The sequence below is a fragment of the Actinoallomurus sp. NBC_01490 genome, assembly GCF_036227085.1.
Classification (GTDB): Bacteria; Actinomycetota; Actinomycetes; order Streptosporangiales; family Streptosporangiaceae; genus Actinoallomurus; species Actinoallomurus oryzae.
The window spans coordinates 8674060-8693003 of sequence record NZ_CP109433.1; the positions used below are offsets into that span (position 1 = coordinate 8674060).

Annotated in this window: 22 protein-coding genes; 11 read left to right on the top strand and 11 right to left on the bottom strand. The window is 66.5% G+C overall.

Annotated features, from left to right (window positions below; translation table 11 throughout):
* The first annotated feature begins 99 nt into the window (after positions 1 to 99).
* The 4 genes from OG417_RS39940 to OG417_RS39955 all read left to right on the top strand — a co-directional run bounded on the left by OG417_RS39940 (position 100) and on the right by OG417_RS39955 (position 2992).
* Positions 100 to 930 (top strand): helix-turn-helix transcriptional regulator, encoded by an 831-nt coding sequence (locus tag OG417_RS39940; RefSeq protein WP_329262947.1) that lies wholly within the window; start codon positions 100 to 102, stop codon positions 928 to 930.
* Positions 931 to 967: 37 nt separating this feature from the next.
* Positions 968 to 1555, top strand: coding sequence for a hypothetical protein (locus OG417_RS39945; RefSeq protein ID WP_329240285.1), 588 nt, complete (start codon positions 968 to 970; stop codon positions 1553 to 1555).
* An 80-nt stretch (positions 1556 to 1635) separates the two neighbouring features.
* Positions 1636 to 2544, top strand: a complete 909-nt coding sequence (locus OG417_RS39950) for an MBL fold metallo-hydrolase (protein WP_329240287.1) — start codon at positions 1636 to 1638, stop codon at positions 2542 to 2544.
* 103 nt (positions 2545 to 2647) lie between these two features.
* Entirely contained in the window at positions 2648 to 2992 is a 345-nt protein-coding gene (locus tag OG417_RS39955) for an ATP-binding cassette domain-containing protein (protein ID WP_442875784.1), read from the top strand.
* Here OG417_RS39955 and OG417_RS39960 read toward each other — a convergent pair.
* Positions 2928 to 3437 (bottom strand): cupin domain-containing protein, encoded by a 510-nt coding sequence (locus OG417_RS39960; protein ID WP_329240289.1) that lies wholly within the window; start codon positions 3435 to 3437, stop codon positions 2928 to 2930. The two genes, OG417_RS39955 and OG417_RS39960, sit on opposite strands and share 65 nt — an antisense overlap.
* A gap of 80 nt (positions 3438 to 3517) precedes the next feature.
* Between OG417_RS39960 and OG417_RS39965 the strand changes: the two genes are divergently transcribed.
* Positions 3518 to 4369, top strand: a complete 852-nt coding sequence (locus OG417_RS39965; RefSeq protein WP_329240291.1) for a LysR family transcriptional regulator — start codon at positions 3518 to 3520, stop codon at positions 4367 to 4369.
* 846 nt (positions 4370 to 5215) lie between these two features.
* On the opposite strand, the gene OG417_RS39970 is transcribed toward OG417_RS39965, so the two are convergent.
* Entirely contained in the window at positions 5216 to 6028 is an 813-nt protein-coding gene (locus OG417_RS39970) for a tyrosine-type recombinase/integrase (RefSeq protein WP_329240293.1), read from the bottom strand.
* A 233-nt stretch (positions 6029 to 6261) separates the two neighbouring features.
* Here OG417_RS39970 and OG417_RS39975 point away from each other — a divergent pair, with 233 nt between their 5' ends.
* Positions 6262 to 6552, top strand: coding sequence for a hypothetical protein (locus OG417_RS39975; RefSeq protein WP_329240295.1), 291 nt, complete (start codon positions 6262 to 6264; stop codon positions 6550 to 6552).
* Positions 6553 to 6619: 67 nt separating this feature from the next.
* Here the strand turns inward: OG417_RS39975 and OG417_RS39980 are convergent, their stop codons facing one another.
* Together OG417_RS39980 and OG417_RS39985 are read right to left on the bottom strand one after the other, a co-directional pair.
* The gene (locus OG417_RS39980) at positions 6620 to 6817 is read right to left on the bottom strand and encodes a helix-turn-helix transcriptional regulator (RefSeq protein WP_329240296.1); all 198 of its coding nucleotides are present in this window, start codon (positions 6815 to 6817) and stop codon (positions 6620 to 6622) included.
* Positions 6818 to 7459: 642 nt separating this feature from the next.
* Positions 7460 to 7804 (bottom strand): hypothetical protein, encoded by a 345-nt coding sequence (locus OG417_RS39985; RefSeq protein WP_329240298.1) that lies wholly within the window; start codon positions 7802 to 7804, stop codon positions 7460 to 7462.
* A gap of 425 nt (positions 7805 to 8229) precedes the next feature.
* Here OG417_RS39985 and OG417_RS39990 point away from each other — a divergent pair, with 425 nt between their 5' ends.
* A complete protein-coding gene (locus tag OG417_RS39990) occupies positions 8230 to 8709 on the top strand; it encodes a C40 family peptidase (protein WP_329240300.1) in 480 nt (159 codons plus the stop codon).
* A gap of 339 nt (positions 8710 to 9048) precedes the next feature.
* On the opposite strand, the gene OG417_RS39995 is transcribed toward OG417_RS39990, so the two are convergent.
* The 5 genes from OG417_RS39995 to OG417_RS40015 form a co-directional block, all read right to left on the bottom strand.
* Entirely contained in the window at positions 9049 to 9375 is a 327-nt protein-coding gene (locus OG417_RS39995; RefSeq protein WP_329240303.1) for a hypothetical protein, read from the bottom strand.
* Between the two features lie 11 nt (positions 9376 to 9386).
* Complete coding sequence (locus OG417_RS40000) at positions 9387 to 9938, bottom strand: antirestriction protein ArdA (RefSeq protein WP_329240305.1); 552 nt, start codon at positions 9936 to 9938, stop codon at positions 9387 to 9389.
* A gap of 26 nt (positions 9939 to 9964) precedes the next feature.
* The gene (locus OG417_RS40005) at positions 9965 to 10384 is read right to left on the bottom strand and encodes a hypothetical protein (protein WP_329240307.1); all 420 of its coding nucleotides are present in this window, start codon (positions 10382 to 10384) and stop codon (positions 9965 to 9967) included.
* An 87-nt stretch (positions 10385 to 10471) separates the two neighbouring features.
* Complete coding sequence (locus tag OG417_RS40010; protein ID WP_329240309.1) at positions 10472 to 10891, bottom strand: hypothetical protein; 420 nt, start codon at positions 10889 to 10891, stop codon at positions 10472 to 10474.
* 521 nt (positions 10892 to 11412) lie between these two features.
* The gene (locus OG417_RS40015) at positions 11413 to 12939 is read right to left on the bottom strand and encodes an AfsR/SARP family transcriptional regulator (protein ID WP_329240310.1); all 1527 of its coding nucleotides are present in this window, start codon (positions 12937 to 12939) and stop codon (positions 11413 to 11415) included.
* 295 nt (positions 12940 to 13234) lie between these two features.
* On the opposite strand from OG417_RS40015, the gene OG417_RS40020 reads away from it, so the two are divergent.
* The 4 genes from OG417_RS40020 to OG417_RS40035 all read left to right on the top strand — a co-directional run bounded on the left by OG417_RS40020 (position 13235) and on the right by OG417_RS40035 (position 17249).
* Positions 13235 to 14209 carry an IS481 family transposase gene (locus tag OG417_RS40020; RefSeq protein ID WP_329240312.1) on the top strand — a complete coding sequence of 325 codons (975 nt, stop codon included), beginning with the start codon at positions 13235 to 13237 and terminating at the stop codon, positions 14207 to 14209.
* Positions 14210 to 14927: 718 nt separating this feature from the next.
* Positions 14928 to 16163, top strand: a complete 1236-nt coding sequence (locus tag OG417_RS40025) for an IS256 family transposase (protein ID WP_329240314.1) — start codon at positions 14928 to 14930, stop codon at positions 16161 to 16163.
* A 317-nt stretch (positions 16164 to 16480) separates the two neighbouring features.
* On the top strand, positions 16481 to 16621 hold the full coding sequence (locus tag OG417_RS40030) for a hypothetical protein (protein WP_329263172.1): 141 nt from the start codon (positions 16481 to 16483) through the stop codon (positions 16619 to 16621).
* Positions 16622 to 16700: 79 nt separating this feature from the next.
* Positions 16701 to 17249, top strand: coding sequence for a DsbA family oxidoreductase (locus OG417_RS40035; protein ID WP_329262950.1), 549 nt, complete (start codon positions 16701 to 16703; stop codon positions 17247 to 17249).
* A gap of 44 nt (positions 17250 to 17293) precedes the next feature.
* Here the strand turns inward: OG417_RS40035 and OG417_RS40040 are convergent, their stop codons facing one another.
* Complete coding sequence (locus OG417_RS40040) at positions 17294 to 17833, bottom strand: cupin domain-containing protein (RefSeq protein WP_329240315.1); 540 nt, start codon at positions 17831 to 17833, stop codon at positions 17294 to 17296.
* A gap of 191 nt (positions 17834 to 18024) precedes the next feature.
* Entirely contained in the window at positions 18025 to 18822 is a 798-nt protein-coding gene (locus OG417_RS40045; protein ID WP_329240317.1) for an IclR family transcriptional regulator domain-containing protein, read from the bottom strand.
* Positions 18823 to 18944: the final 122 nt, after the last annotated feature.

Sequence of the window (18944 nt, forward strand, 5' to 3'; positions counted from 1 at the left end):
CTATCCGAGGTCTTCGACCTCGTCGAGATCCGCGGTCTGGTGTCGGGCGGGTTCGCGGCACGGGACCCGTGAATTGCTCGCGCCCCCATCGAAGACCCGCTGAAGTTCATCGCGATGGTGTACGGCCGGGCCCGGCTGACCACCGACGGCATCGACGGGCCGATCGAGCTTGAGCCGGGCGACGTCGCCATCCTGAACAACCGATCCTGGCTCGAGCAGGAGGGCGGCAGCGGCGACGGACCGCGCCGACAGATCGTGCCCGAGGAGAACTTCACGCGGCTCGCCGGCGCCGACCGCGGCACCGACGACGTCGTCATCGGCATCGCCGTCGATCTCAACCCGGCGGGCCGGGCACTGCTGCTACAGGCGCTCCCGCCGGTGGGACACGTCCGCGCATCCGCCACCACCGCGACCAACCTGCGCGACAGCCTCGACCGGCTGTTCGATGAGGTCACCGCAGACCGGATCGGCGCGAAATTCGCGATCCGGCAGTACGGCCAGCTCCTGCTGCTCGAAGTCCTGCGCGCCTACATCGACCATGCCGAACTCCCCCCGGGATGGCTACGGCTGCTGACCGACGAACGGTTGCGCCCGGCACTCGACCTGATGCACGCCGCACCCGAAAAGCCCTGGAGCCTACCCGAGCTGGCACGCGCCGCGGCGATGTCACGAACGTCCTTCGCCAAACGCTTCCGAACCGTGTCGGGCCAACCACCACTGACCTACCTCAACCGCTGGCGGATGCTCCTGGCACAACGCGCCCTCCGCGACCAGGACGTCCGCATCGCGTCGCTGGCCTCCGACCTGGGCTACGCCTCCGAAAGCGCCTTCAGCACCGCGTTCAAACGAGAGGTGGGAGACTCACCACTGCGCTACCGGCGCCGGATACGCGATGAACCAACGGCCCGAACCAAGCCGGTACAGATCTGACCTGGAATGCCGGCACATGGTCGCCGAGCGCGAGTAGGTGAGGCATCCGGAGACCTATCGCCGTCGGTCGGCTTGGGCCAAGGCGGCTCCTGCGCGGGGTTCGGCGACCATCCCGCCGCACCGGAGCAGTTGGCGGGCGGGTAATCCACGCCGCCTGCCAGGGGCAGCTTCATTCACCCCGCAGCGCGCCTACGGCACCGCCAAGCCGGCCAACATCCTCTTCACCCGGGAACCGCACCGCCGCCACCACGGCCAAGGCATCTCCGCGGCGGCCCTCCACCCCGGCACCGTCGCCTCCAACTTCGCCTCCGGCTCCGGAAACTTCGTGCATCGCATGTACGGCAACCGCATCGCCCGGCTGCTGATGACGACACCGCAGAAGGCCGCCGGGCAACTGAGCCGGCTCGCCGAGGGCCGCCCCGGCACGGACTGGCTCTCCGGCACCGACCACGAGAAGCGCAAGCCCGCCAGGCGCCTCCATCCCCAGGCCCGCGCCGAGAACCTCTGCCGGCAGCTGTGGGACAGGAGCGAGCACCTGCTGTCCCTCACCCAGGAAAAGGAGCGGTACCGCGAGAGCACGGCATCTGCGACGGCCACGAAGTGGCGCCGTGTGCTAGCTCTGTGATCCGCGACGATACCCGGACGGTATCGGCACCACCGAGCCGGTCTTGGACGGCCCCGGTGCACGGCCGGTGGAATCGGAGCATGACTGACGAATCAATGATCGACGAACCGAGGATCGACCCCGCCGTGCAGGTCGCCGGCGCCGAGGAGATCGCTCCCGACCTCCTGGTGATCCCGAACCACCGGGTCGAACTGGTGCCCAACATCGGCATCATCGGCGGTACGCGGGCCGTACTGGTGGTCGACACCGGCATGGGCGTCGCCAACGCCGAGCAGGTCCTGGCCTTCGCGTCCGAGGTGGCGAAGGGCCGTCAGTTGTACCTGACCACGACGCATTTCCACCCCGAGCACGCCTTCGGCGCGCAGGTGTTCGCGGGCCAGGCCACCTATCTGGTCAACCGCGCCCAGGCCGACGACCTGAAGACGAAGGGGACGGGCTACCTGGAGATATTCCGGGGCCTCGGCGGCCCGATCGTCCGCCGCCTCGACGGCGTTCAGGTGCCCACCCCTGATGAGGTCTACGACGACGGGTACGACCTGGACCTCGGCGGCCGTACCGTACGGCTCCGACCCACCGGCCGGGGCCACACGAAGGGCGACCAGGTGATCGAGGTGCCGGACGACGGCGTGCTGTTCACCGGGGATCTGGCCGAGACCGGGCAGTTCGCCATCTTCCCGTGGCTTCCGCCGCACGACACGGACGTCTCCGGCGTGGGCTGGCTGGCGGTGATGGACCGGCTGGCCGTCTCCGGGCCGCGGGTGGTGGTTCCCGGTCACGGTGACATCGGCGGCCCGCAGGTGCTCGACGACGTCCGCGACTACCTGCGCGAGCTGCGCGACGAGACCTGGCGGCGGCGTGACTCCGCGATGGGCGAGGACGAGATCGTCGCCGAGGTCCGGGCGTTGCTGATCGAGCGGCATCCCGAGTGGGTCGGCCAGGAGTGGATCGAGCCGGGCGTCGGGTGCCTGTGCGCCGAGCACGCCGCATGACCCCGCGTCCTGCCACGCCTGAATGATGGCCTCCTCGGATCGAAACTCTTCGTTGGAACGTGACGATGTTCATCATTCGGAGAAAGTTCGGAGACCTCCAGAAATGATTACGGCGCAAGGACTCACGAAGCGATACGGAGGAAAGACGGCAGTGCACGATCTGTCGTTCATCGTCCACTCGGGAATGGTGACGGGATTCCTCGGCCCGAACGGTGCGGGAAAGTCGACCACCATGCGGATGATCACGGGGCTGGACAAGCCCGACAGCGGTTCCGTGACGGTGAACGGAAAGAATCATCGGAGCCTTACCGCGCCTATGTGCGAGGTCGGAGGGCTCCTGGATGCTCGTGCGACACAAAATGGTGAAGGACGGGCCGACGGCGTTATCCTTCCGGTTTCTCCGCGAGGTCGGTCGCGGGCTCGGTGGCGTAACGCCTCATCCTTTTGATGCTCGCCTGTGGGGACAACGCCTGGCCGCTGGCGATCATGTCCTGCAGGTCCCGGAAGTACTGCACATACAGGTCTGGCGTGAAAGTGCTGAGCATGACGGCCGGCTGGTCGGTCACGTTGGCAAAGGTATGCGGGGCTCCGGGCGGGACCATCACAAGCGTGCCCGCGGTCGCGTCGTAGTCCTTGTCTCCGACGGTGAACCGCACCGCGCCGGAGATGATGTAGAAACCTTCATCGTGCTGGGCATGGCGGTGCTGCGGCGGTCCAGGGGTATGCGGCGCGAGGACGGACTCGGCGAGCCCGAGGCGGTGCCCGGTGTTGCTGCCGTCTTCGAGGACGCGCAGTCTCGTGGTGCCCAGAACGATCGTCTCACCGTCGCCCGGACCGACCACTGATACGGCGGGGTCGGCAATCGGCTCAGTGCTTTTCGGTTCGTCAGTCATGCTTCGATTCCACTGCCAGGGCACTACCACTGTCCAAGACACATTCTGAGATCTCGATACCGTACGGGTATCGTTGCGCCATGGAGCTGCGCACACTCCGCTATTTCGTAGCGGTCGCCGATGAACTCCACTTCGGCCGGGCCGCCGCCCGGCTGCACATGAGTCAGCCGCCCCTGAGTCGTGCGATCAAGCAGCTGGAGACCGAGGTCGGCGCCGCGCTGTTCAACCGATCGTCCGCCGGTGTCACGCTTACTCCGGTGGGGGCGGTGCTGCTCGAGGAGGCGCGCGCCCTACTCGAGCAGTCCGACCGGGTACGCGCACGCGTGGCCGCAGCGGCCGGCACCGCAACCATCACCGTCGGCATCCTGGGTGACAGCACCGACCCGAACGCAACCCGGCTAGCCGTCGCCTACCACCAGCGGCACCCGCACGTCGAGGTTCGCATCCGCCAGACCGACCTGACCGATCCCACCTGCGGGCTGCACGCCGGACTGGTCGACGTCGCCCTGACCTGCAGGCCGTTCGACGAGACCGGCCTGACCGTGCACGAGTTGCGCGCAGACCCGGTGGGCGCGCTGCTGCGCGCCGACGATCCGCTCGCCCGGAGCGACAGCCTGAAGCTGGCAGACCTGGCCGACCGCCGCTGGTTCCGGTTCCCCGACGGCACCGACCCCATCTGGCAGTCGTACTGGAACGGCGGGGAACTTCGCGAAGGTCCGGTGGTGCGCACCGTTCAGGAATGCCAGCAAGCCGTTCTCTGGAACGGCACGGTCGGCATGACTCTCCTGGGCCACAAGCCGGCAGAGGGGCTCACGGTGGTGCCACTGATCGACATGCCGCCGATCCGCACGGCGGCGGCATGGAACCAGGACGACGCCAATCCACTGATCCGATCGTTCGTCCAGATCGCGGCCGCCGCCTACCACAACTGAACGACTCACCAGCGGCACCAAGTATGACCGGGACGACACGTGCGGACCTCCACGCCCCGATCCTCCCGGAGCACCCGAACTACATCGCAGCCGCCACCGCCGAACGCAACCGTCACACCTGAGCCTTGAATGATCCACTGGAGGGAGCTGGGGCGGAACAAGCTCTAGGTGGCGGGATCACTGGTGGGCCGTCAGGTCCAATCGGCCGGTTGTTCCGGCCTGCTTGACGAGGCGGCGCCGGCGTTCCCGGCGACCGAAGCGTTCCGCGGTCGATTTACCGGAGGGGAGATTCCCGGCCAAGCCGCGGTGGGCTATAGCCCACTGCCATGCAGCGTGCTGCAGCTCCGATGCCGGCCGTCGCCTTGGTCGAGCTCGGTGTCGTGATCGGCATAGGTGGTGCGATCTCCGAAAGCACACCGTGCGGCAACGCGACTGGGCCAGCCGACACGAGACGATTGAGCTGCAATCGGTCCGCCACAACTCGCCCCCCGCCGGCCTTGCCGAGGGCTTGTGCGATGTGGGCATCGTGCGACAAGCGCTCGATGACCGGCGCTTCGAGGCGGTCGTCCGCCCTTTCCTGACTACCGTGCCGAATACGTGCCCTCCTCGGGCCGACTGGATCGGCATGTGTTTGCGCAGGTCACCAGGGCTCTTAGATCCTTGATCGCACTGGTCTTACAAACCAGGAGTCGCTGGTTCGAATCCAGCTGTGCCCACCGCTTGATCAACATGCGAAACGGCGCCTGACCTGCGACTTCGAGGTCAGGCGCCGTTGGTGCGAGGTCCGGCCGTCTCCGGCTGTGACCGGCTCTCGGCGGCCATCTGTGCCGAATACGTGCTGAAGTTTCAGGCCAGCGCTTCGACGATCCGTCGCTTGGCGATCTCGTCCTGGCCTTCGAGACACGAGGCGTAGATCCGCAACAGCACGTCCACGGTGTGCCCCGCCCACTTGGCCACCTGGGTCGGCGGCACTCCCCCACTGAGCCACGTAGACACGCAGGCGTGACGCAGGTCGTACGGTCGCCTCGCCAGCGGCGACTCGTACTGCTGATCCGTGAACACCTTCCGGCGTGCCTGCCTCCAGGCGCGCCGATAGGTGATCGACGGCAGGTCTCCGCCCCGAACTCCGGTGAACAGGCGCGCGCCTGGATCGTCGGCGACATGGTCTCGCAGGTGTGCCCGCAGGATGACGGTCAGCTCCGGAGGACCGGGGACGCGGCGTTCGTGCCCCTCGGCCCGGTGCTTGAGCTGCTTGCGTGCCTCGCGATGGCTGCCGTCGTCGGTCCACTCGCAGCCGGCGTCGGGCGTGGGTTCGCGGAAATGCAACTCACACCACTCGTCTGGCTCCTGCCACTCCTGGCTGTCCTCATCCCAGACCAGGTCCGGCAACGTGACGTCGTCGCGGGTCAGGCTGATCGCCTCTTCGGGTCGCAGGGCGGAGTAGTACTTCACCGCGAAGAACGCCACGAGCCGCGGACCGCTGGGCTGTTGCGCCCCGACGGCGCTCAGCAGGGCGCGCGCTTGGCGTGGGTTGATGACGCTCCGCCGATCGACCTCGGTGGAGGTCTTGGGGACGCTCCACTTCAGATCGCGAATCGGGTTGGTCTCCAATAGCTTCCGCTCGCTGACGGCATAGTCCATGGCGTTGGCGAGGATCATCCGGTTCCGCCGGGCGACGTTGGCCGCGGAACGCTTCCCGTCCAACCGGGTCGTCGCGGCGTCCAGAACGCGGCGGGGCAAGCGCCGGATCCGACAGTTCCGAGACGGGCGCGGTGTTGTCGGCCACCCAGCGCAGAACCCGCGCGACATCATCGGGCGGGGAACCGCGCTGCTTGGTGTTGAACGCCCACCGGAACAACGCCCTACGGAGAGCGGCGGCCTCGGGTTTGCCCTTGTCGCTCGTGTACATCGCCGGTGTGGCCTGCGTCAGCGCGTACGCGATGTCATGCCGGTACTTCGCCGACGCGGTCTTCCACTTCATGTCCACGTACGCACACGCGAAGGCGTACCAGGTCATGTCGTTCTCCACCCGCTGCCAGGAGACCGGCCGGCCGGTTAGGAGGTTGAACGCCTCGCCCTTCTTCGCCGCCGGTCGAAGCTCGGCAAGGAAGCTGTCCGCCTGCGCTCGGAGACGGAAGGACTTCCTCCACCACTTAGGCCCGACCTTCCAGCGGACTGTGTAGGTCGTCGCGTTCTTGCCCTTGTAGATCTCAGTCTTGTAGATGCGGACGTCGTAGGTGATGTCGCGCATCAGGCGGAGTCCTCTCGTGCCTCGAGCCAGCGGTCGAGTTCGGTGCGGCGAACGCGGAGGCTGCCGTTTGGCAGGGTGATGCAACGTGGGGCCTTCTGCTTGGCGCGCCAGTCGTAGAAGGTCGAGCGGGAGATTCCAAGTTCGGCGCAGACCTCGGCGAGAGTGAGCTTGTCGCGAGTGCGTTCGGCGGTCTTCACGGAGTGGCGTCCTCCAGCGTCGTGATCAGTTGGGATCGCGTGGCCGACGGTGTACTTGGTAGCTGTTCGCCGGTCACGGTCGGTGTCTCGTCGAAGGACTCGGTGGCGGCCGCGCGGGGGTGAAGCGGGCAAGCGGAAATCAGCAGAATGATTTGTGCTGCTTTTCGCTGACGTGCCCTCCTCTCCGGCGGAACGGGCGCGGGCCCTGAGGAGGACCCGCAAGAACACCCGGGCTGCTCCGGGGGTGAGCAAGGGGCGCCGCTTCCGGCAGGGCAACGGGTATACCGCGTGTCTCCGCGCCCGTTCCGCACCCGCGACCGTACGGAGCTAAATCCGGCTTGGGAGCCCCTGAGCAGCCCTTTTGTAACCTCGCGGTCATGCGGCAGTTTCAATGCCGCATGCGGCAACCACAGCCGTTCGCGCGGCCGCCGACCGCCGACCGCCGAGCACTGTTGCCGCCCGGCGCTTGAGAGCTCGGTTCCGAACTCGTCCGTCATGGGTTTCCGGAGCTGATCGCCGTCTTGGCTTGCCGCTCGTAGAGGGCTTCCGCAGCAGCGGTGACTCGTTCCGGAATGATCTTCGCTGGACTGGCGCGCGATCATCGTGCGGCTGCCGTGCAGGACTCGTTTCGGAGTCGCGTGATCATGATGGCGCGACCCAAGGGCCTGGCGTGTCGCCGTACAGCTGGGCGTCGAGTTTCCGGAAGGCGGCAATGGCCTGCTGCGGGACGACACCGTTGCCGAGCAGGCGCATCTGGGCGGTGCGGGTGAGGGGCAGGTCAGTGACCCAGCCGGCGGGCAGGCCCATCATCCACTCGACGAAGCGGGCGCTCAGGCGGGGCTGTCCCCTGGTTCCGCGTTCGGTGGGTTGGGGTGCCGTTCGTCCGAGGATCGTTTCCCACTCGCGGATGGCGGGTTCGTAGGTTCCCCAGTCGACTTCGGCGGCCGGTTCGGGAATCGGAGTGCCGCGGAGGGCAGGGCAGACCACAGCGACTGGACGTGCTTCATCGATGGGCTGTCCAGATCCGGTGTGGTCAGCAACGTCTTGCCGAAGAAGTCCATGACCGGCGGAATCGCCGACGTAGTCAGGCCGGTGAACCAAGAGTCGATCGCCCTGCCGACCTCGCAGCTCACCTCCCACGGCGGGCAACCCGCCGGAGGCGGTGATGGGGTGACGACGGGCGTGGGGAGCACGCTGCGCCCCACACAGTGCGGTACCGGCTCGCCCGGGAAGATCTGCACGCTGGGGCAGGGACGCGGATTCGGTGACCCCCGGACGGCGACACGGACGGGCGCAAGGACATCACCGATCCCGCCGACGCCATTCCCGCCGCAGCGCGCTACCTCAGAGCCAACGGCGCGCCCGTACGTCTACGTGGGGCGATCTTCGCCTACAACCACTCCTGGTCGTACGTGAACGACGTCATCGCCCAGGCACGTGCGTACGCCGCAGGCAAGCCCGCCGAGGACGGCTGTGACTCGGCTGGCCCGGTGTACGCCCCGACGGCGATCGCAGCCCGAGTCATCGCCTACGCCAGGGCACAGCTCGGCAAGCCGTACATCTACGGCGGCACCGGCCCCACCGGTTATGACTGCTCGGGCCTGACGATGATGGCGTACCGATCCGCCGGCATCACGATCCCCCGCCTGTCGGACGCCCAGTACTGGTTCGGTCCCCGCGTGCCAGCCGGCCAGGAAGCACCGGGGGATCTCGTGTTCTTCGACTACCGCCCCGGTCACTCCGGGCCGGGACACGTCGGCATCGTTTACGACGTTCCGCGCGGCCTCATGCTCGTGGCTCCCCACACCGGGGCGAACGTACGCGTGCAGTCCTACCGCGACTACCCCGGCGGAGTCGTGGGCTTCACCCGCCCCTATGCCCGCCATCGCTGACCTCGCCAGGCCGCTGTTCCGGCTTGGCGACGGGCTCGCCGTACGGGGCGAGCCCACCGCCACCGAAGAGAAAGAGGTGTGCAACGCATGACAGGACAGGGAGTCAGCTGGATTCGTCGCGTCACCACCGCGACCGCGGCTAGCGCTGCCGCGGTTCCCACCATCCCGGCCACCACCGAGCGCACGCCCGCACCTGCCGCGCACGCAGTGGCCGTCTCGACGGCGTGGCACAGGCTCACGGGCCGTCCCACGCCGATGTGGTGGACGGGCTGCTGATCCGCTCATGACCGTGGGCCGGACGGTCGCCCGTCCGGCCCATGTGGGGATGAGACGGCTGTGTCAGCGTTCGTGGCGTGCCCGCACCGCCTCAGCGACATCCGCGAGCATCTCGAGGGCGCAGCAGGTCATGGCGTTGCACGGCACACCGGGCTCAGCGCCGCACTCGCCGCAGCTCATATGTGTCTTAGCGGGCCGATAGACCCACAGGAGAGTGTCGGAGCCGTACTCGTGGGGCCCGGTCGTGGTCTTGACTTCGACGGTCTTGGGACCTGTCTTCAGCGGGTCGCCAACGACCTGGCGGGCCGGGTCGAACAGGACGTCCGACGGGCGAAGCTCGTCGGCACGCATGTACCCGAAGATGCCGTCAAGGTGATCACCGAAGCACATGGCGCCCCTCCTCAGTAGTTCGTCCAGACCACGTGCACGCCGCAGGGAGTGCCGACGGTGGAGAAGCCGCCTTTGGCTTCGGCGTCCTGCGCGTAGCGTTCGAGGTCGAGGTAGCCGTAGAGCTCTTCGCCGAGTGCTTGCTTCACGTCGTCGGAGACGAGAACCTCGGCGGCGAAGTCCTCGACGCTGGTCCAGCACCCGCCGTGAGCGTTCTTGAACGCCGAGATCAGCTCATCGGCGCCACGGTCTCCCCACCCGTCGAGAAAGGCCGCTACGACGGCCCCCGGGCAGTCGAGGAGGAGCTGCGCGATCGCGGCGACTCGCTCCAGGGACTCGTGTTCGCCGATTGACACGCCGTCGAAGCCGCTGGTGTCGTGGATCGCCCATTCCTCGGCGTCCGGCTCCGGTGATCTCGCGAGCATCTTTGCGATCTCCGCGCGGATCTCGTCGGCGTCCTGGTCTGCGTCGATCCATTCGCCGTGTGGACGTCCGGCGACGTAAGCGGACAGGCAGGCGACGTAGATCTGCGGTGTCGCGCGTCGTTGTGACGCAGTGCATGCCATGGCTCTTCTCCTTCCGGCGGGTGCGTCTAGCAGTGGAGACGGGTCGGCGAATCGTGGTCGGCTCCGCAGTAGCCGCAGCAGCGGTCTTGGGCGTAGATCGACAGCTCCTCGGCGAAGGCATCACGCCACGAGAGTTGTTGTGGCGTGTATTCGGCGAAGTAGTCTTCTTCGACGTCTCCGGGCCGCAGGGTGAGGAATCCGAGAAGGCACCTTGCCGCATGGGCGAGCGCTTCTACAGTGGGCGTCGCGTTGCCGCCCGAGCAGAAGTCACGGCCTTCGAAGATCGCACATCCCTTGCGGGAAAGTTGATATGCGTAGCGGATGCGGCCATCGTTTGTATGGCTGTCGCTTCCGATACTTAGAACGTGGTCGGCGTCTATGCGCCACAGCAGGGTGAGGCGCGCCGGAGTATCAGCGGACAGGTCGAGCAATTGTGTCGGTGACATTTGGTCTCTACCCCCAAGAGATGACGTCTAGGCTTCCTGATCGCTTTTGGTGGATCGCGAATCCGCTTCGCGCTCCACCAAAAGCGATCAGAAGACAGGGCGAGCCTTACGGCTCTGCCAGTCCTGCTCCGCCCAGCGAATGGCCTTGACGGCGCGTTCGGCGCGTTCAGCGAAGATCGAAGGCCGCGCTTCCTCATCCCTGATCGCGTCGAACGACAGACGCGACCCCACGCGACCGTCGATCGTGAAGACGTAGATCTCGGACTCCCACTGGTAGTACACATCTACAGATTCGCCAGCGCTCCGCACCGTCTGGATATGTTCCATACCGTCCGTGAAGCTTCCAATCTTCTCAATGGCGTGGGCGACGCCATGGGACAGAGCATCGTCCATGCATTCGCACCATGCGGCAGAAGGGAAGCGCTCACGAACCTCGTCGAGATCGGAGACCAGTCCGGAGCATTGGGCACCCCGCTTGGTGGATACGGACGGCACGAACTCAGCCATCCGCTCACAGCATTGGACGTGCACCTCTGGCAACAGATCAGGCACGTCGACAATAACGAGAAGTTCCCCAAGAGCGTGACTCGACATTTTCTTCTCCCCCGGTCGATCGCTTCCCTTTCGCTACTTCTATTCGACCACACTCTTTCGCGCTTGGGAGCCCCCCAGGCGGCAAATTTTCTAGCGTTTTCCCAGGTCAGAGCCACTCTCCTGCATGCAGAGCAGGTCGGGCTTCAGCGGTAGAAAGGAACACAAACAGCAGTCGGCAGACATGCGAAATAGGATTGCGGAAAAGTAAGTTGATTGATTAATGCGACCTCGACAAACGGCAGATGTTAAAGGCCACGGCCGGAACATCTGGCAGAGGTGCTACACCACATGCATGTCGGGCCCCTCATTCGAGAGATGGAGACCGCGCATGACCAGGGTCGATGCGCGGTCTGCCATCACCGCTTCTAGACAGGGGATCGACTCGGTGGGCCGTCCGGTAAGGCCACCGATGACACCCCGAGAATTCGCGCCCGTCAGTTCATCGAGTTACCGGCCGCCGCCATCGTGCGCAGGAGCTCCCGGGTCTCAGCACTTGGCTTCTCGCCGAAACGAGCAAGCCGCTCGGTGAGTGCCTCGTAGGCGACCCTAACGTCATTCATACGGTTAAGTCGCTGGTAGATCCGCATGATGCGGCGGTCGGCCTCTTCGCTCCATGGCATCATCTCGCGAGCGCCTTCCAGCATCGTGATCGCCATCGCCGGATTCTGCTGCTCCAGCAACGAGGCGGCTCCTTCGAACGCGGCAAGGGCCTTACGGCGGACGTCATGCCGGAACGTCTCCGCCCATAGACCGTCACCGACATGGACGAACTCACCGCGGTAGAGATCGACCGCTCGCCGATAGTGAGATAAACGTTCAACGTTATCCGAGGCGGACCGGCCAGCGATTACAGCAGCGTTGAAGTCCCACAGATCGACGTCCAACACGTTCTCGTCGAATCTGTAGCGGTTCATGCGGAGAACCACGAACTTCTCCTGAGGCTTACCACTCGCGGTTCTGAGAGCGCGTCGTAGATGATAGACAGCATCAGTGAACCGCTTACGGGCGCTCATCAGGGACTCACTCGGCCATAGATCCTCAATGATGGCGTCTGCTGTGGCGCCGTCCGGATGGCAGGCGAGGTACGTTGCAACTTCCCACGAAAACCGGCGCTCCAAGAGGCCTGCCAATTCGTCGCCACGGACCTGGATCGCTTCCGGGCCGAGGATCAGCAGACGCAACCCCGTCGTCGCCTCCACCGCAGGCCCTGCACCGATGGGCGGCGTATCAGTACTCGCCCCGGCCGTCTCAGGAAGCGCGCGGGGGGATGACACCTCGGCCGCTTCCGGTGGGATCGTGGCAAGGTATGAGTCGGTCAGCTCTTGAGCATTCGGCGGAGCGGACAGAATCCTTCCGTCGTCGCCGACGGTGAGCGACAAACCGTAGGGCCAATGTCCGAGCAACACGGCGTGGACTCCGTATCGGCCAGCGCTTTGGAACAGGGAGCGAAGCCGGGCCTGCTGGGCGTCGGCTTTCGCGCATAGCCAGATTTGCCGCCCGTCGTTCTCCCAGCCGCCGTCCTCTTCGGTTCTGATCCGTTCCACCGACGCGGCGTGCACGAGGCCGATCGCCTCGTCGAGCGTGGCTGCCACGGTCGCATGCTCCGTGGGGACGTCCTCTCCGTACAGCTCTCTTGCACAGTCCGCAGTGATGATGACGGTGTGACGGGTCGAGGCCGTCAGGGCCCTCAGCACTGCGCGTACGCCGTCGGCGCCGCACACCCCGATCACGCCTCCAGCAGACGCCACGTCCACAGCGATCGGCCCCGCACATGACCAGCCCTGGGTGGGGTCGCCAGGGTCCGGTCGCACCTTAGGGCGTCGGTCCACCTCATCTGAGGCGACGACCTCGTACGCAGCCGGCGCATGACGGGTGGGCCTCAGCCGCGAAAGTCGGCTCACGTGCCGCGCGAGAGCCGGGAAGCGACCGGCGCTGAGCACGAGCATCGAGATCGCGAGCATCAACAGAACCGTGAGTGTCAGCGGAAGCCGCAGCGGCTTCTCCGTACGGCGCCTCAGGGAGAACGACGACGCCACGACCGCGGGCCGGGAAGCATCGGGCCGCGGCGGCGATACCGGCCTCGCGATACGAGGGTCCGGTGACGGCTCGGGGCGAGAACTGTGAGAAGGCCGCGAACCCATGCTCCTAGATGTACTTGGCCGGGGGATTGGTGACACGCCGGGGCTGGTGGTTGATCAAGAAGAAGACCTCCGAGTGCGGTGGAGATAGCCGTCTTCACCCATCACGGAGGTCTTCATGGCCCACGCTAATGCACGGTTGACGTTCCATGGCCGCAGGCTGCTGGTCGAGCGGGTCCGCTTCGATAGCCGCCCGGTGGCGCATGTGGCGCGTGAACTCGGCGTCTCACGGCAGTGCGCGCACCGGTGGGTGGCACGGTTCGACGCTGAGGGCTGGGCCGGGCTGGCTGACCGGTCCTGCCGCCCGCACCAGGTCGCCAACCGCACCCCTGCCCGTCTGGAGGACCAGGTGGTGGCATGCCGTGCTGAGCTGCGACGCGGACCGGCCCACATCGCCGCGGCCACCGGGGTGCCCGAGCGGACCGTGACGCGCATCCTGCGCCGCCGCCACCAGCCGCGCCTGTCCGAATGCGACCCGCTGACCGGCCAGCAGATCCGGGCGAGCCGGCACACCACCACTCGCTATGAACACGACCGCCCCGGCGCGCTGGTGCACCTGGACGTCAAAAAGATCGGCCGTATCCCTGACGGCGGCGGCTGGCGTGCGCACGGCCGGGCCGCCACCGCCGGCCAGCGGCACAAGAAGACACCCCTGGGCTATGACTACGTCCACGCCGCCGTCGATGACCACTCTCGGCTCGCCTACGCCGAGACCCTCCCCGACGAAAAAGGGACCACCCGCGCCGGTTTCCCGCAGCGCGCGGCCGGCTTCTTCCGCTCCCACGGCATACCCGGGATCGAACGAGTGATCACCGACAACGCCTTCGCCTACCGAAACAGCACCGACTTCGCCGCCGCAGTGAACGCACTCGGTGCCCGCCACAAACTCATCCGCCCGCACTGCCCCTGGCAAAACGGCAAGGTCGAACGGTTCAACCGCACCCTGACCACCGAATGGGCCTACCGGCAGGTCTTCACCACCAACACCGACCGCGCCAACGCCCTGGCACCCTGGCTGGAGTACTACAACACCCACCGCCCCCACACCGCCCTCGGCGGACAGCCACCCATCAGCCGAGTGTCACCAAACTGACGGCCGAGTACACCTAGACGGGGAGACCGGGGCGTGGGTCGAGACGTGCCGCGGAGGCTGCGGCCTCATACGAGGCGTGCGCACTTCCGACGCGCTGGGATGCCCCTTGCCGACCGTCGCCTCTCGATGTGCTCTGAAAGTGGATCCTCGGGCATGTCGTACACGCTGGCGCAACGTCGCGTGTGGACCGGCCGACCGTACGATGTGCGCTTCATTTGATCCGCTGTTGCGGGGAAGCCAAGGCCTGATCTCCCGACAGACCATCTGCGCGTACGCCTGGCCCTCAGGAGGGAACCCGTCAGGCACGCAGCCGTGGCCGGACGGCCGACCAACTGACGTCGCGTGGGCGATCTCTCCTACATGGTGCTGCGGCTGTGGCGCCCCCGCCAACAACGCCGAGCAGACGACGACGGCCAAGGACGGAAGCCGCCTCGCGGCCTTCACCTCACGATCTCTGGTGACCATGTGCCTTACCCCCCGATATACGCGGCCATGTGCCGGGCTTTCGCCAGTCAAGGCAACTGGGTGTCTGACCTGCAGAGAAGAGGGAGCACTCCACAGTGATGGGTTCTCATCACCGTCGCCGGCCAGAGCCACCTTCGGTTGCGTCCACGGATGTGGTGTACGGGTTTCCGCTGGTAGAAGGCGTGGCGTCGTGAACTGAGACGGCCATCGCGTGATCCTTCGAGATGGATGATCAACGAAGGAGACCAACGCGATGGCCGTCAGTGACAGTGTGGACCCTGCAAGCTGGTTCGCCGAGCAGATCGGGGCGTGTGAGCCGGATCTGCTCAGGAGGATGGTCAAGACGATGGCCGAGGCGCTCATGAGCGCCGAAGCCGACGCGATCTGTGGGGCCGGCTATGGCGAACGTAGCGAGGGCCGCACGAACCGGCGGAACGGGTATCGGGAACGGGACTGGGACACTCGCGCCGGCACGGTGGAGCTGGCGATTCCGAAGCTGCGGTCCGGATCGTATTTCCCCGAGTGGTTGCTGGAACGCCGCCGCCGTGCCGAACAGGCCCTGATCTCGGTGGTGGCCACCTCCTACCTGCTGGGCGTGTCCACGCGGCGGGTGGACAAGCTGGTCGGGCAGCTGGGGATCAAGGGCATCTCCAAGAGCCAAGTGAGCCAGATGAGCAAGGTCCTGGACGCCCAGGTCACCGCGTTCCGCAACCGCGAGCTGGACGCCGGCCCGTACGCGTTCGTGTGGATGGACGCCCTCACGCAGAAGGTCCGTGAAGGCGGGCGCACGGTCAACGTCCACGTCCTGGTGGCGACCGGGGTGAACGCGGATGGGCACCGGGAGATCCTCGGGATCGAGGTCACCTCATCTGAAGACGGCGCCGGCTGGCTGGCGTTCTTGCGGGGTCTGGTCGCCCGGGGCCTGTCCGGGGTCCAGCTCGTCATCTCCGATGCCCACCGCGGTCTGGTCGAGGCGATCGGATCGACTCTGCCCGGTGCGGCCTGGCAGCGGTGCCGCACGCACTACTTGCGGAATTTGCTGACCAAGGTGCCCAAGTCCGCCCAGCCGTGGGTCGCGACCCTGGTGCGGACCATCTTCGACCAGCCCGCCGCCGAGGAAGTCCACGCCCAGCACGCCCGGGTGGTCGACAGTTTGGAGGCCAAGCACCCGGATGCGGCGGCGCATCTGGATGAGACCCGGGGAAATCTGCTGGCCTTCACCGGCTTCCCGCGCGAGATCTGGCGGCAGATCTGGTCCAACAACCCCCAAGAACGGCTGAACAAAGAGATCCGCCGACGCACCGATGTGGTCGGGATCTTCCCCGACCGGGCAGCCATCATCCGCCTGGTCGGCGCGGTGCTGATGGAACAAACCGACGAATGGACCGAAACCCGCCGCTACATGGGCTTGGTTCGGATCGAGCGACCGAGGCGTCCGGCGGACAGGGCGCGGTCGCGCCGCTGGTGGGGCCCGCATGGGCGACCTTGAAAGTCCGGACATGCTCCGTTGCAGTCAACGTCTGTAACGTAATGCGCCTCGCTCCGCCGCGACCAGGCGTGATGTCGCAAGATTCGGCCATCCGATCGCACCTGAGATCAACACGTGCAGAACTTCACCGACGGCACTGGTGAGGACCGGCGCTTCGTGCCCGACTCCCGATCGAGAGTGCTGCCGACGCCCCGCTCGGCGCCGTCGCGGCATGGATCCCGGCGGGTCGCGTGGCCGCCGCGCCCCACTCTTGATGTACGCGCTCGCGCGCCCTACGCCGGACGCGGGCACAGAAGGTCTTCGACCGGCTCACCGCCGTGGGTGTCGACCTCGCCGACGTGTTCCGCGTACTGGAGGACGAGGGCGTGGACAAGTTCACCAAGTCCTGGCTGGAACTGCTCAGCACCGTCGAGGGCCGACTCGGTACGGCGAAGAGCTGGCACTGGAGAGATCGATGAACATGAGAAAGAACGAGGAGCGGCCGGAGGCAGTGGATCCGCGCACGGTCCTGCACTGGTTCGATCTTCTCTGCCCGTTCTGCTACGCCGGGCAGCAGAGAAACCAGATCCTGAACGGCACGGACTCCGTGTTGTTCATCTGCCGTTCCAGATACACCCTGAGATTCCACCTGGGGGAATCGAAGCAGGGCCACGTCAAGGCCCGATGTACGCGGCGCTCGAGCGGGAGGCCGCCCAGGCAGGCCTGCCGCTGAACTGGCCGGCACGGCTCCCCGACACCCGTGCGGCCCTGGCCGCGTCCGCGTGGGTGCGTCAGCATCGGCCCGACGTTTCCGATGAGTTCAACAGACGCCTCTTCGCCGCGCATTTCGCACTCGGTGAGGACCTCGGCGACACCGCGGTGATCGACCGGAAGGCGAAAGAGCTGGACATCGATCTCGACGCTCTCCGCGCCGCGCTGGCGGACGGCAGCGCGCTGGCGTCCCTCACCGAGGCCGAAGCGCTCGGCGCCCGATTCGGCGTTCGGTCAACGCCGAGCTGGCTCATCTCGGGGAAGCTGGTTGCCGGGCTCCTGCCGCCGTCGGAGTTCGAGCGCCTCGCGGAGAGCGCGATGCGGCAGTCGCGCTGATGAAGTGCGCGAGCGTGTCGTGACCGGTGACGCGCTCGCGGACTTCAGTGCGTTGGCCGGGTCAAGCCGTAGCGGGCCACCACGTCGTCGAGCCAGTCGGGATCGTGGTAAGTCAAGCCATATTTTACGGCAAGTTGCATGAATTCCGGTGATTCGTGCAGATCAATGCCGGACCCCGGCTCCTGGGCGTGGGAGGTGAGCAGTTCTCCCAGCTCGCGGAAGTAGTGCTCGAAGCCTCCGGGTGTTATCACCTCGACGATCCGCCCGGGAACGGCACCGGCATTCCACATGGCATGGACTTGCCCACGCGGTTTGGTGATGTAGCCGCCGGGCCCGAGGACCACTTCGTCGGCGTCGGAGCGAAAGCCGATCTGGCCTTCGAGGACGAGCGAATGCTCGTCCTCCCGCGTGTGACGATGCGGTGCGGTGATCGCGCCTACGGCGAACGGATGCTCCACGATGGCCACCTCTCCACCGTTGTCGCGGCCGTAGAGCTTGAACACGGCGCCGAACCCTGGGATGGGGACGCTCTCTCCGCCTCCCGGAGGCACCACTTTGACGGCCGGCGCGCCTGTGACGTCCATCAGGTCTTCCCCCGCTGGCTGTATCTCGCCCGACCCATGGAGTCTCGGAGCATGCCGATGCTCGCGTGTCAGGTCAACAGATGACCGACGCATTGGCCGGCCGTTCATTTACAAGACCTCACTATAACGATCGGCATGCCGGCGTGGACGTCCGCGACCGGTCCGCAGCCGGTCGCGGGTCCGCCGCAGGGTCACACCAGTTGCGGCTGGAGCTTTCTCGCCGTCGCGAGGAGGATCGGCAGCACCCGTTCGAGCATCTCCTCCTGGGAGAGCCGCTCGATGTTCGCGCCGACGTTCAGCGCCGCGATCTGAGTGTCGTCCCATCGCCGGAGCGGAACCGCGACGGAATGGAAGCCCGCTTCCACCTCGTGGGCCACGTAGGCGTAGCCCTGCGTTCCGACGTCCGCGACAGCGGCCTCGATCTCCGCCAGCAGCGTCTCGTCGCTGGTCTCGATGTCGAGCAGGTATCGGCGGCGCTGCTCGGTGTCGAGACCGCTGATCAGCACCCTGCCCAGCGCCGACCGCACGGCCGGCACCTGGAAACCGATGCCCTGGCCGATCGCGAGGGACTGGCGCGGCAGCGCTCGCGCGATCATCACGGCCGCGGGGCCGTCGAGCACGGCGGCGGTGCAGGAGGCCTGAAAGTCCTCCGCGAGGACGTCGCAGACCGGTTGCAGCACCCGGCTCACAGGGTTGGTCGTGAGGTAGGCCGTGGCGAGAGTCAGCACCTTGGGCGCCAGCCGGTAGATCTTGTCCTCGGCGACCACGTAGCCCATGTGCGTCAAGGTCAGCAGTGCCCGGCGAACGGTCGCCCGTGGGAGGTCGAGCTTGCGCGCCAGTTGCGCCTGGGTCAGCCGCTCATCGCCCCGGTCGAAGGCGGTGAGCACGAGAAGGCCCCGTTCGAGTGCCTCGGAGTAGTCCGCCCGGCTGTTCGCGTCCGTCTCGCGGTTCTGGCGCCGCGACTCGTCGCGCGCGTTGAGCTTCGCCACGGCCACCCCCGTTCGATTACCGCACAACTGTTGCCGAATGTAGCAGAAATCCAGGCTTCGCCCCTTGCGGTGGGTCACTGCGCTGCCTACAGTGCCCACATATGAACCATGTGTTCGTTAAT

What these genes read in the sequence shown, in the direction of transcription:
- OG417_RS39950 (WP_329240287.1), top strand. Translation starts at nt 1,636, where the DNA reads ATGACTGACGAATCAATGATCGACGAACCGAGGATCGACCCCGCCGTG.
- OG417_RS39955 (WP_442875784.1), top strand. Translation starts at nt 2,648, where the DNA reads ATGATTACGGCGCAAGGACTCACGAAGCGATACGGAGGAAAGACGGCA.
- OG417_RS39960 (WP_329240289.1), bottom strand. Translation starts at nt 3,437, where the DNA reads ATGACTGACGAACCGAAAAGCACTGAGCCGATTGCCGACCCCGCCGTA.
- OG417_RS39965 (WP_329240291.1), top strand. Translation starts at nt 3,518, where the DNA reads ATGGAGCTGCGCACACTCCGCTATTTCGTAGCGGTCGCCGATGAACTC.
- OG417_RS39970 (WP_329240293.1), bottom strand. Translation starts at nt 6,028, where the DNA reads ATGATCCTCGCCAACGCCATGGACTATGCCGTCAGCGAGCGGAAGCTA.
- OG417_RS39995 (WP_329240303.1), bottom strand. Translation starts at nt 9,375, where the DNA reads ATGTGCTTCGGTGATCACCTTGACGGCATCTTCGGGTACATGCGTGCC.
- OG417_RS40000 (WP_329240305.1), bottom strand. Translation starts at nt 9,938, where the DNA reads ATGGCATGCACTGCGTCACAACGACGCGCGACACCGCAGATCTACGTC.
- OG417_RS40005 (WP_329240307.1), bottom strand. Translation starts at nt 10,384, where the DNA reads ATGTCACCGACACAATTGCTCGACCTGTCCGCTGATACTCCGGCGCGC.
- OG417_RS40010 (WP_329240309.1), bottom strand. Translation starts at nt 10,891, where the DNA reads ATGGCTGAGTTCGTGCCGTCCGTATCCACCAAGCGGGGTGCCCAATGC.
- OG417_RS40015 (WP_329240310.1), bottom strand. Translation starts at nt 12,939, where the DNA reads ATGCTCGCGATCTCGATGCTCGTGCTCAGCGCCGGTCGCTTCCCGGCT.
- OG417_RS40020 (WP_329240312.1), top strand. Translation starts at nt 13,235, where the DNA reads ATGGCCCACGCTAATGCACGGTTGACGTTCCATGGCCGCAGGCTGCTG.
- OG417_RS40025 (WP_329240314.1), top strand. Translation starts at nt 14,928, where the DNA reads ATGGCCGTCAGTGACAGTGTGGACCCTGCAAGCTGGTTCGCCGAGCAG.
- OG417_RS40040 (WP_329240315.1), bottom strand. Translation starts at nt 17,833, where the DNA reads ATGGACGTCACAGGCGCGCCGGCCGTCAAAGTGGTGCCTCCGGGAGGC.